General features: G+C 67.1%; 12 protein-coding genes and 1 rRNA gene. 7 read left to right on the forward strand and 6 right to left on the reverse strand.

What is annotated here, in order from left to right; translation table 11 throughout:
• Both V6D00_01170 and V6D00_01175 read right to left on the reverse strand, forming a co-directional pair.
• Complete coding sequence (locus tag V6D00_01170; protein ID HEY9897766.1) at positions 1 to 1,158, reverse strand: hypothetical protein; 1,158 nt, start codon at positions 1,156 to 1,158, stop codon at positions 1 to 3.
• 9 nt (positions 1,159 to 1,167) lie between these two features.
• Positions 1,168 to 2,190, reverse strand: a complete 1,023-nt coding sequence (locus V6D00_01175) for an IPT/TIG domain-containing protein (protein ID HEY9897767.1) — start codon at positions 2,188 to 2,190, stop codon at positions 1,168 to 1,170.
• A gap of 204 nt (positions 2,191 to 2,394) precedes the next feature.
• On the opposite strand from V6D00_01175, the gene V6D00_01180 reads away from it, so the two are divergent.
• Positions 2,395 to 3,165, forward strand: coding sequence for a site-specific DNA-methyltransferase (locus V6D00_01180; protein ID HEY9897768.1), 771 nt, complete (start codon positions 2,395 to 2,397; stop codon positions 3,163 to 3,165).
• Here the strand turns inward: V6D00_01180 and udk are convergent.
• Together udk and def are read right to left on the reverse strand one after the other, a co-directional pair.
• The gene (gene udk / locus V6D00_01185; protein ID HEY9897769.1) at positions 3,162 to 3,806 is read right to left on the reverse strand and encodes a uridine kinase; all 645 of its coding nucleotides are present in this window, start codon (positions 3,804 to 3,806) and stop codon (positions 3,162 to 3,164) included. The genes V6D00_01180 and udk overlap by 4 nt on opposite strands.
• Before the next feature lies 1 nt (position 3,807).
• Complete coding sequence (def, locus tag V6D00_01190) at positions 3,808 to 4,350, reverse strand: peptide deformylase (protein ID HEY9897770.1); 543 nt, start codon at positions 4,348 to 4,350, stop codon at positions 3,808 to 3,810.
• A gap of 279 nt (positions 4,351 to 4,629) precedes the next feature.
• Between def and V6D00_01195 the strand changes: the two genes are divergently transcribed.
• Positions 4,630 to 5,106 carry a hypothetical protein gene (locus V6D00_01195; protein HEY9897771.1) on the forward strand — a complete coding sequence of 159 codons (477 nt, stop codon included), beginning with the start codon at positions 4,630 to 4,632 and terminating at the stop codon, positions 5,104 to 5,106.
• 7 nt (positions 5,107 to 5,113) lie between these two features.
• Here V6D00_01195 and V6D00_01200 read toward each other — a convergent pair whose 3' ends face one another.
• Complete coding sequence (locus V6D00_01200; GenBank protein ID HEY9897772.1) at positions 5,114 to 6,118, reverse strand: hypothetical protein; 1,005 nt, start codon at positions 6,116 to 6,118, stop codon at positions 5,114 to 5,116.
• Between the two features lie 169 nt (positions 6,119 to 6,287).
• Here V6D00_01200 and trpS point away from each other — a divergent pair, with 169 nt between their 5' ends.
• Genes trpS through V6D00_01220 form a run of 4 tightly spaced genes read left to right on the forward strand, consistent with a single transcriptional unit; the run spans position 6,288 to position 9,853 of the window.
• The gene (trpS, locus tag V6D00_01205; GenBank protein HEY9897773.1) at positions 6,288 to 7,307 is read left to right on the forward strand and encodes a tryptophan--tRNA ligase; all 1,020 of its coding nucleotides are present in this window, start codon (positions 6,288 to 6,290) and stop codon (positions 7,305 to 7,307) included.
• On the forward strand, positions 7,288 to 8,010 hold the full coding sequence (locus V6D00_01210; protein HEY9897774.1) for a pseudouridine synthase: 723 nt from the start codon (positions 7,288 to 7,290) through the stop codon (positions 8,008 to 8,010). Before trpS ends, V6D00_01210 begins: the two co-directional genes overlap by 20 nt.
• The gene (locus V6D00_01215; protein HEY9897775.1) at positions 8,007 to 8,927 is read left to right on the forward strand and encodes a RodZ domain-containing protein; all 921 of its coding nucleotides are present in this window, start codon (positions 8,007 to 8,009) and stop codon (positions 8,925 to 8,927) included. Before V6D00_01210 ends, V6D00_01215 begins: the two co-directional genes overlap by 4 nt.
• On the forward strand, positions 8,927 to 9,853 hold the full coding sequence (locus tag V6D00_01220; protein ID HEY9897776.1) for a DUF1385 domain-containing protein: 927 nt from the start codon (positions 8,927 to 8,929) through the stop codon (positions 9,851 to 9,853). Before V6D00_01215 ends, V6D00_01220 begins: the two co-directional genes overlap by 1 nt.
• Before the next feature lie 73 nt (positions 9,854 to 9,926).
• Here the strand turns inward: V6D00_01220 and V6D00_01225 are convergent, their stop codons facing one another.
• Complete coding sequence (locus tag V6D00_01225; GenBank protein ID HEY9897777.1) at positions 9,927 to 10,277, reverse strand: hypothetical protein; 351 nt, start codon at positions 10,275 to 10,277, stop codon at positions 9,927 to 9,929.
• Between the two features lie 610 nt (positions 10,278 to 10,887).
• On the opposite strand from V6D00_01225, the gene V6D00_01230 reads away from it, so the two are divergent.
• Positions 10,888 to 10,998 (forward strand): 16S ribosomal RNA (locus V6D00_01230); the annotation flags it as partial.

Raw genomic sequence — 10,998 nt, forward strand, 5'->3', positions numbered from 1 at the left:
TCACCTCCCCCAGACGGGCACGGCCCGGCCCAGGAGCGGGTCGAAAAACCAGATCCGTCCCAGGCCATCCCTCGACGATCCTCGCGGCGTGAGGGGAAGGGCGAAGGCCCCGGACAGCGCCTCACCCTCGTAGAGGTAGGCCCGGCCGTCGTCGCACCCCACCCAGATTCGCGAGCCGGAAGGCTGCAGGCAAAGGGGCGTCGCGCTCAGCGGGATCGTGACGGGCGCGGCGGTGGCGCTGGCAAGCCGCGTCAAGGTCCGCGCGGTGCGGTTCGCCGTCCAGACGGCGCCGTCATCGCTCACCGCCACGCTCCGGGGCCCCGCCCCCACGATCACGGGCGCTCGGAGCTCCGCTCCGGTCGAGCGATCGAGGCGCAAGAGCCGGTCGCCGGTCGTCACGACCCAGGCGGAAGTCGCGTCGAGGGCGATCGCCGTCGCCCCCGGCACCGCAATGCTCGTCACCGCGAGGCTCGTCTTGTGGACGCGCGTCACCGTACCAGCCGCCTGGCTGCACAGCCAGATCGCGTCGCCGGCATCGATCGTGTCGCTCGGCTCCGCGGAAAGGGCAACGCCCTGCCGCCGCCAGTCATCGAACATGCCGGGGGTGAAGCGCGCCAGCTCGTCGTCCCCCGCCACCCAGACCGACCCGTCGTCATCCGCTCGCACGAAAAGCGGGTTCGCGGGCAGCGTGACGGCCAGCGGCTGCTCGGATCCTTGCGAGCCCGTGCGCACGAGGGCCGATGGGGTGAGGACCCATGGCACGGTCTCGCGCGGGCTCACCGCCAGATCCCGCGCGTCGAGCGCGCTCACGCCAACCCCGACGTGACCGAGCGGGGTCGGGGTGGGCGCAGGTGGCACGTAAGGGGTGGGAACGGTGTCGACCGACGGCGTCGGCATGCCGGGGTCGGTCCCGACCGACACGCTCGTCGTGGGCGTCGGGGTGGGCGTGGGCGTTGCGGCAGGGGGCGGCGTCGGCGTCGATCCCGAATTTCCTTGCCCGCCACTTCCCGCGCCGTTCCCGGTGCTCCCCTCGATCGTGGTGTCGCCTCCCAGGCCGGGGCCCACCCCGGTCACGACGGGGGCATCGTCCTCCGTCGCGCAGCCGATGACGAGCGCAAGCAGGAGGGAGGCAAGGGCGAGGGATAGACGGTTACGCATGGCAGGCCTTCAAGGTGAGCCGATTTGGCCGCTGGTGACCCCGGCCGATTCGGTGGCGATCCCTCCGGCGATGGCGCCGGTGACGCGGAAGCTGGACGTGCTCGCCATCAGGCTGCCCACGCGGACCTGGACCGGGCCGCTGGTCGCACCGAAGGGCACGCTCACCTCCAGGCGGTTGGGTGTCGCCGCGTTGACGCTCGCCCCCGCACCGTTGAAGGTGACGGAATTGCTTGCAGGCAAAAGATTGAACCCCACGCCGAGGACCGACACCGTGGCACCCACGCTCGCGCTCGGCGGCACGACCCCCGAGATGGCGAGCGATCCGCCTCCGGCTGCCCCTCGCACCCAGGTATTCGGCAACACCAGCGAGACCCCAGCGACCGGATCGCCATCCCCCGAGAGCAGCGCGCCGACGATGTCACTTATCCTCTGGACGTCGAGCGCCGAAATCCCGCCCTGCGGGACGTAGTTCCCGTCCGAGGGCCGGTAGCTCCCGATCAAGGCGGAGAAATCGACCGGATCGGGGTTCTGATGCCGCAGGGCCGCGGCGATCGCGATCGCCGTCGTTCCCTGGTCCACCACGATGCCGGAGCCCGGCAGGGCGTTGGTCAGGGTGACCCAGCCGGAGTTGAAGCGTGCGATCGTGCGGATGCGGGCCGCAGTATTGCCTGGCCGGTTGGCCGAAAGCCCCTTGACGGCCTCGAGGTAGTAGGACTCGGTGGCGCTCGGCCGGAACGCTCGCGGGAAGCTGAGGACGAAGCCGCCGTTCTCGTTGGTGACGGACGAGGCCTCGGTCCGGTTGCGCTCGGCGTTGATGAGCGAGACCGTGGCGCGGTTGCCGATTTCGACGAGCCCCGCCTGGACCTGCCGCGCATCCGCCGCGTCGAAGGAGACCCGCCCGACGAGTTCGGGGGCCACCGGCCCCGGAGCGGATGGCGCGCCGATGCAGCCGAAAAGAAGGAGCGCCCCCGACAGAGGGGCGGCCCACAGCAGCTTCCGCGCAGCGTGGCCAGATCGACGGATGGTCGGCATAGGGGTCTCCAGGGGCGAGCCCAAGACAGGGGCAAGAAGGCCCACTTGGCAGTTATACCCACCCGAGGGCCGATCCGCATCCAAAGTGCGCACCACGCTTCCAGCAACCTATCGAGAGCGAGATCGGGGCGCTCGCTCGAGCGCGCCGATCCCCTCGTCACATCCCCCCGGCGAGGAATTCCGGCATGGGGTAGGATAGGCGGCATGCGACACGACCTGGTGACGATAAAGCATCTTGACTGCATCGCCTTCCTGCGCGAGCTCCCGGCCGATTCGGTCGACGTGATCACGACGGACCCGGCCTACTCGGGGATGAACCAGCACCTCAAGCTGGGCCGGGGGCGGATCGTGGGCCGTTACGGGGACGCGTCCGACCCGCGCTGGTTCAAGGAGTTCGCGGACGATCCGATCACCTACCGCGCGTTCCTGGCGGAATGCGCCCGGGTACTGAAGCCCGATCGCCACCTCTACCTGATGTTCGACAGCTTCTCCCTGCTCTCGCTGGGCGCGCTGGTGCGCGAGCACTTCGCCGTCAAGAACCTCATCGTCTGGGACAAGCGCTCCATCGGCATGGGGCACTACTTCCGCAGGCGGCACGAGCACATCGTCTTTGCCGCCAAGGGCAACCGCAAGCTCTCGAGGCGCGACATCCCCGACGTGTGGACCTTCAGCCGCCTGACGCGCGCCAAGTACCCCACCCAGAAGCCGGTGGAGCTGTTCGAGGCCATGCTCGCGGGCTCGGCCGAGCCAGGCTTCGTCGTCTGCGACCCCTTCGTGGGCAGCGGCTCGGCCGCGATCGCAGCCCTCAGGCACGGCTGCAGCTTCGTGGGCGCCGACATCGCGGAACGGGCGGTCGCCTTTGCCCGCGAGCGCGTGGCGGCGTTCCTCGCCAGCGGCATCGATCCCGGCCAGGCGCCGCAAAAAGAGCGGCCCCCGTACCTGGGGCCGCTCAATGACGTGACGGGCGAGGCCTAGCTCAGCGTCAGCTGGCCGGTGGCCTTCTTGAGCACCGACTGGATCTTGGTGTTGAGGATGTCGATCGCCACCTCGTTCATGCCGCCCTCGGGCACGACGATGTTGGCGTGCTTCTTGCTGGGCTCCACGAACTCCATGTGCATGGGGCGCACCGTTCCGAGGTACTGGTCGATGACCGAGTTGGGCGAGCGCCCCCGGTCGTTGATGTCCCGGCTCAGCCGACGGATGAAGCGGATATCCGGGTCGGTGTCCACGAAGACGCGGATGTCCAGCAGGCGACGGATCTCGGCGCTGGCGAAGATCAGGATGCCCTCGACCAGGATGACCCGGCGCGGCATGATCGTGCGGGTCTCTTCGGCCCGCGCGTGGGTGCTGAAGTTGTAGAGGGGCGTCTCGATGGGAAAGCCCTTCTGGAGCTGCCGAATGTGCTCGGCGAACAGGGCGTTGTCGAGCGAGCTGGGGTGGTCGTAGTTGACCTTGGCCCGCTCTTCGAGCGAGAGATCGCTGTGGTCGAAGTAGTAGCTGTCGTGGCAGAGGTAGGCCACCTGCTCGGGGCCCGCCAGCTCGAGGATGTTGCGGGCGACCGTCGACTTGCCCGAGCCGGTGCCGCCGGCCACGCCGATGGTGAGAGGCTTTCGCATGCTACTTGAGCACCGCTTCCGGGGTCCTGGGCTCGCCGACGATCTTGCCGCCCATCCGCGCGTTGAAGTCGACCAGCTCGCGCTCCAGGGCCTCCTTGTCCTCGACCTTGTCCACGAAAAGCTTGCCGTCGAGGTGATCGATCTCGTGCTGGATGGCGCGGGCCAGCAGGTCGGTGGCCTCCATGACGATCTGGCGATCGTTCAGGTCACGGGCGCGGACCTTGACCTTGGAGGGGCGACAGACGGGCAAGTAGACGCCGGGGATGCTAAGGCAGCCCTCGTTGTCGGTTTCCGAGCCCGAGGCCTTGATGATCTCGGGATTGATCAGGGCGAAGGGCTTGATGCCCTCGTGGCTGAGATCCAGCACGACGACGCGCTTGTTGACGCCCACCTGGGGCGCGGCGAGCCCGATGCCGTTCTCGAGGGCCATGGTCTCGAACATCTGGGCCACGAGCTTCTTGATCTCGGCGTTGACCTTGCGGACCGGCTCTGCCACCTCGCGGAGCACGGGGTTCCCCATGTACGTAAGCGCCATTGCAGCCATCGTCTTCCCCCTACCTCGCCTCTCTTGCAGGATCCGCCGACCGCCCGGCGGGAGCGTCCCGCGCAGGCTCTCTGCCGGCTGGCGCGAAACGCGCGCCATGACGCCCATTATACGGTTCGAGCGAAGCGGAGTAAAGGCGGGCGAGCGGGATCCCGCCCCCTCATGGCATGCCCGCGAACAGGCGAAAGAGCGTCCGACAAAACGGTTCCATCGAGCCGCCCCCGGCGGCCATGGGTCGTGGCATGCCTGGTTTTTGCCGGATGATCTATACTGGCTGACATGCGACACTGCACCGTCCATCGCCAGGTCACCTTCGGCGTCAAACTCTGCCCGGAATGCGAGCGCCCCTTCTGCGCCGCGTGCATCCAGTTCGGCGGCCACTGCGCCCCCTGCACCCGCAAGGCCAACCGCGCCGCGCCGCAGATGAACGATCCGCGAGAGCAGGCCCGCCGCCGCAAACCCGTGACCCGCCGCCAGCGCTTCAACAAGGGGCGCAAACTTGCCCTCATGCGTGCCGCGGTGGGTCTCGCGGTCCTGGCCGGCCTGGGCACCATCCTGTACTTCGACTACGGCTTCCTGGTCTCCATCACGCGGCAGGCAGGTAAAGCGCCCGCCGAGGTGGTCCGCAAGTCGGGCCTCAAGCAGGAACGCCCGAACGACTTCGAGGCGATCGAGAAGCGCCTCGAGGAGGGGGTGGTCACCGAGAAGGAGGCGGCCGAGACCGAGGCGCTCATGAAGCGCATCACGGGCCAGTAGCCCTGCCCTAGGGCAGGGTGAAGCTCCAGGGCTCCTTGGTCCCGTCGGCGAACTCGATCTCGGGCATCTTGCCCGGAGCCTGAGTGAACTTGGCGAGCTCGGCCTGGCGCCCGTCCATGGCCTTGGCGGTCCCCGAGAGCAATCCCTTTTCCACCACCAGGTCGATCCGGACCTTGCGCTCGGAGTTGAGCAGGACGAGCTTGAGGACCCCGCTCGCGGCCGTCACCTGGGCCTGGTAGGTATCGGTGCCCTTGCTGGTGGTCACGCTGAACGGGCCGTCGAGACGAAGCGACTGGATGCTACCGAAGCTCCCGCTGAGATCCGCTCGCACCCCGGGGACCTCGAAGTTCAGCGAGACGACGCCCGGCACGGCAGGAGCGCCCGCACCAGCCTGCTGCATCTGGTTGAGGCGCGCCGAGAGCTTGGCCTCGCCCGCCCCCGACGGCAGGGTCAGGTTCGCGACCGCCTCGATCGACTTGGGAGTGAGCGGGACCTTGTTGCCGTTGAGGACGTAAGAGGTGCTCGGCTGCTGTGGTTGCCAGTTGCTCCCCGTGGTGGTGACGGCGAGCTTGCCCTTGGTCTGGGTCGGCGTCTGGAGGGCCGTCAAGGTGTAGACGGCCACCTCTCCCGTCTGCTGGGAGAGGACCGAGATGTCCAGCTGGGTGCCCGACATGATGCGGGTGAGCTCGGGCAAGCTGCCCGTCGCCTTGACGAAGGTGGGATTGACCGGCGCTCCGGGGAGGGTGAGCGCAGGGAACACCGCGAGGTAAGGGGTGACGTCCACGCCGTAGCGGGTCGGGAGGCCGTAGGCCAAAAGGTTCGAGGTCTCGCGGATGAAGATCCCCAGCGCACGGTTGCTGTTTGGGGAGAGGCCGGTCTTGAAGCCGCGGACGTAGCTGATCTGGATCCGTTCGTCGTTGGAGACGAAGGGGATCAGGTTGCAACCGGCTAGGCTGGTCGCGACGACGGCGGCTCCGAAGCCGATCCAGCGGATCAGGGAAGACTTTGCCACAGCTGGTCCCTCGAACATCCGAAAACACTCACAATATCGGATTTTAGCGGCAGCTTGTCAACCGAGGCACGCGGCTGTGTTACAATTTAAAGCTCATTCCTTGATAGTCGCGGCCCTGGTGCCGCACCCGCCACCCTCGCGGTCTCAACTCTGGAGGCAACCACCCATCGTGTCGAAAAAGCGCATTATGAGCGGCATGCGCCCCACCGGCCAGCTCCATCTCGGCCACTGGCTCGGGGTGCTGGTCAACTGGGAAAAGCTGCAGGACGCGTACGACTGCTACTTCATGGTGGCCGACTGGCACGCCTTGACCACCGGCTTCGAGAAGACCGAGCACCTGCGCGCCAACACCCGCGAGGTGTTGCTCGACTGGCTCGCTGCGGGGATCGATCCCGCGCGCAGCACCATCTACGTCCAGTCCTCCCTGCCCGAGATCGCCGAGCTCACCCTGCTCCTCTCCATGATCACCCCGGTCAGCTGGCTGCAGCGCAACCCGACCGTCAAGGAGCAAGCGGCCGAGCTTCACGCCGCCGAGGACGCCATGACCTCGGGCTGGCTCAACTACCCCACCCTCATGAGCGCCGACATCCTGGCCTTCAAGGGCGAGCTGGTGCCGGTGGGCAAGGACCAGCTGCCCCACCTCGAGATCAGCCGCGACATGGCGCGGCGCTTCAACCACCTCTACGCGGAGGTCTTCCCCGAGCCCAAGGGCCTGCTCACCGAGGAGTCCGCCCTGCCCGGCCTCGACGGCCGCAAGATGAGCAAGAGCTACCACAACGACATCAAGCTGGCGGATACCCCCGAGGCGACCCAGCAGAAGGTCATGACCATGGTGACCGACCCGGGTCGCCAGCGCCGGCAGGACCCGGGCTACCCCGAGGTCTGCACGGTTTACGGCTACTACAACGCGATCGCCCCCGACCTGGTGCCGCAGGTGGCCGCAGAGTGCCGCACGGCCTCGATCGGCTGCGTCCAGTGCAAGCGACGCCTGGCCGACTCGCTCAACGCCACGCTCGCCCCCATCCGGGAGCGCCGCGAAGCGTATGCCCAGACCCCCGGCCTCCTCGAGACCATCCTCCAGGAAGGCAAAGAGAAGGCCGCGGTCGTCGCGCGCGAGACCATGGCCGAAGTCCGAGAGGCGATGAAGCTGAATGTCCTCACCCCAGCGTTTGCAGAAAATCCTCGCTAGCGCGGGGGTCGCGTCCCGGCGCCGCAGCGAGGAGCTGATCCTCGCCGGGCGCGTGTCGGTCAACGGCCAGGTGGTGCGCGAGCTTGGCGCCAAGGCCGATCCCGCGCACGACGCGATCGAAGTCGACGGCACCCCCTTGCCCAGCCAGACCGACAAGGTCTACTACGCCCTCAACAAGCCCACGGGCTACATCACCTCCGTGACCGACCCCAAGGGCCGCCGCACCGTCATGGCGCTCGCGCCCGAGGTGCCGGGCCTCCACCCGGTGGGCCGTCTCGACTACGACACCAGCGGCCTGTTGCTCCTGACCAACGACGGCGACTTGACCCTGGCCATGACCCACCCGCGCTACGGCGTCCCGAAGACCTACGACGCCCTCGTGGAGGGGCACCCGACCGAGCGCATCCTCCAGCGCCTGCGTGACGGCCTGCGGCTGGAGGACGGCTACACCGCCTCCGCCAAGGTCGTGGCACTCGGGACCGAAGGGGATCAGTCGCGCGTCCGCATCACCATCCACGAAGGCCGCAACCGCCAGGTCCGGCGCATGTTCGCCGCCATCGGCCACCCGGTCGTGCGCCTCAAGCGCCTGTCGGTCGGCACCGTCTCCATCGAGGGAATCGCCCTCGGGGGCTACCGCCCCCTCACGCCGCAAGAAGTCGTCGAATTGAAACAGCAAACCGGACATGAGGAGGGGCAACCGTGACCAGACTCGCGGAGATCGGCCAGCAGCTCAAGGAGGCGCGCCTCGGGCGAAATCGCTCCATCGAGGACATCGCCTTCGAGACCCACCTCAAGGCCTCTCACCTCCAGGCCCTCGAGGAAGGGGACGAGCAAAGCCTTCCCGAGCCCGTCTACGTCAAGAGCTTCATCCGGAAGTACGCACAGGCGGTCGGTCTTCCATCCGACGAGCTCGCCAATCGCTACTGGGAGACGCGCCCGCTCCCCCCGGCGCCGGTCGAGACCCGCGACTTCACCCCACCCTGGTGGATCTTCCCCTGGGTGCTCGGCGCCCTGCTGCTGGGGGCCCTCGCCTACTTCTGGGTCGTGAGCACCCGCCCCACCCCGCCTTCCGCGCCCCCTTCGCCGGTGACGACCCCGCTGCCCACCCCGACCCCGGTCGCAACCGGCAGCGTCACCACCCCGTCGGTGTCAGGCGCCACCGCGAGCGCGACGCCGTCGCTCGCCCCAGGCTTGTCGGCGGCCCCCACGGCGAAGCCGAGCGTCGCCCCGACCGTCAAGCCGACCGCGAAGCCGACCGCCAAGCCTACGGCGCCCCCCACGGCAAAGCCGGCCAGCCCCCGGCCCACGCAAGCGCCCAGTGCCGAGCCCAGCCCCGTCGTCTCTCCCGCGGTCGAACAGAGCGAGGGGAACAAACCCGCGCTGCGATCGGTCCTGAAGTTGCATGCGACGGCGACGTCGTGGGTGCGGGTCGCCCGGGGCGGCCGTGAGATCTACGCCAAGAACATGGCCGCCGGCCAGACCATGACCTGGCCGGTGCTCGAAGGCCTCGACGTCACCATCGGCAACGCGGCAGGCGTCCAGGTGACCATGGGAGACCAGGCGCTCGGAACGCTCGGCGCCAGCGGCGAGGTCGTGCGGCGCGTCTTCAAGGAGGATTGATGAGCGACATCCTGAAGGTGGACCCCATCGGCGGCCAGGCCGTCATCGAGGGGGTCATGATGCGCGGCAAGCATGGGGTCGGACTTGCCGTCCGCACCCCCGCCGGCGAGATCCACCTCAAGCAAGAGCCCATCGAGAGCCTTCGCTCCAGGTATCCCCTGCTCAAGCTCCCCTTCGTCCGGGGCGTGGCCGCCCTGATCGAGTCGCTCTCGCTGGGCATGCGCATGCTCAACTACTCGGCGGCGATCGCCTCCGGCGAGGACGAGAAGGAAGCCGAGAGCGGGGGCTGGCTCCCGCTCGTCATCGGGGTGGTCGTCATGATCGCCATCTTCAAGGTGGTGCCCGCCCTCGTCTTCGCCAAGCTGACCCCCGTCATCCCGAACGCGCTCGCCCTGAGCGCAATCGAGGGACTGATCAGAGTCGGGCTCTTCGTCGGCTACCTCTCGGCCATCTCGCTCATGCCGGAGGTCAAGCGCCTGTTCCAGTACCACGGCGCCGAACACCAGGTCATCAACTGCGTCGAGGCGGGCAAGGAACTGACCCCGGACAACGCCCTCGCCTACTCGCCCATCCACCCGCGGTGCGGGACCAGCTTCCTGCTGATCACCCTGCTCTTGCAGATCGCGGTGTTCTCGCTGCTCGGCACTCACATGACCGTCGTCCAGCGCGTGGCCTCTCAGCTGTGCCTGCTGCCGGTGGTCGCGGGCATCGCCTTCGAGCTGATCCGGCTCGCGGGCCAGACCTCGATCCAGGGCGCCAAGGCGGGATTCGCCGCGCGCTGCGCCCTGTGGGTGACGCTTCCGGGCCAGTGGCTCCAGCGGGTGACCACGCGCCCGGCCTCCCGCGACCAGATCGAGGTCGCGATCGCCTCGTTGCACGCGGCTTTGGCCGTACAGCCCGCCGGGGCAGCCCCCCAGGTCCCCTAGAGCCTTCAGCACGAGAAGAGGAGCCGACGATGGTCGGCCCCTCTTCTCGTGCAAAGGTGAAGACCCGCTCGGCCTAGCCGGCGACAGCGACCGTGGCGGGGCGCATGTAGCGCGGCAAGTGCTGCATGAGGATCCGCAAGCCCGCGGGAATCAGGCGAGTGATGGTCTGGCCGAAGGGGGTCTGGTGCTTGATGGCGACCATGACCTTGCCGACCCCCAGGCGCTCCACGCAGCGTCGCAGCGCGAGCAGCTCGTCCAGCTCGGGTTCGGAGAAGCTCTGCATGGAGGTACAGTCGATGACGACCACCGCTCTGTGCGCGTCGGGTGCATGAAAGTGGTTCTTGAGGGCGGCCACCTTCTCGATGTCGAGGGCACCGGCAAAGGGAACGATGTAGGCACTGAAGCGCGGCTGGTTGATGATCATCGAAGACCCTCGCAGTAGTGTGACGCGGCGGCAAGTGAAGCAAAGATAACTTGATGACTTATTGTTAAGTAACAAGATATCAAGCTTTACTTTTATTTGCAATAGCATTTTGTGATGTTCACACTAGCCTCACGGCGCCTCCCGTGATAGCCCCTCTCTTTACCTATCCTTTATAATCCTTTACCTTCCATCGCGGCGTTACTCGGGTGTCTCGAATCGGCAAGACCCTCGCCAATAAAGGCCCTAACGGCCGTTAAAGGACTGTAACTCAGCCGTTGACTCCCTTTGCTCGACGGAGATAGGATGGATACCTCGACTGGAGAGGCCGAGCGCCGAAGCGAACCGCTGAAACGCAAGCGCCAACCGACCGAGAAACAAATCGCTTGACGGGAAACCCGCAAATCGATTAGAGTGGAAAACCTGTCGCGAGACAAAAAACCAAAAACGGACCTTGACAACTAGATAGCGAATAAGCCAGTAGCAAGTGCGGTCTTGTCAATTTAAAGGCAAGCCGGTCTCGAGCAATCGGGACTTGCAAAGCCAGCGCCCGCGGCTCACGCCGTGGCGGCGCAAAGGATTCGGAACCCACCTAAACGGGTTCTGCAAGCTCTTTACGGAGAGTTTGATCCTGGCTCAGGATGAACGCTGGCGGCGTGCTTAACACATGCAAGTCGAACGAGGTAGCAATACCTAGTGGCGGACGGGTGAGTAACGCGTAGGT

The organism is Pantanalinema sp. (assembly GCA_036704125.1).
In the GTDB taxonomy this organism is placed as follows: domain Bacteria; phylum Cyanobacteriota; class Sericytochromatia; order S15B-MN24; family UBA4093; genus JAGIBK01.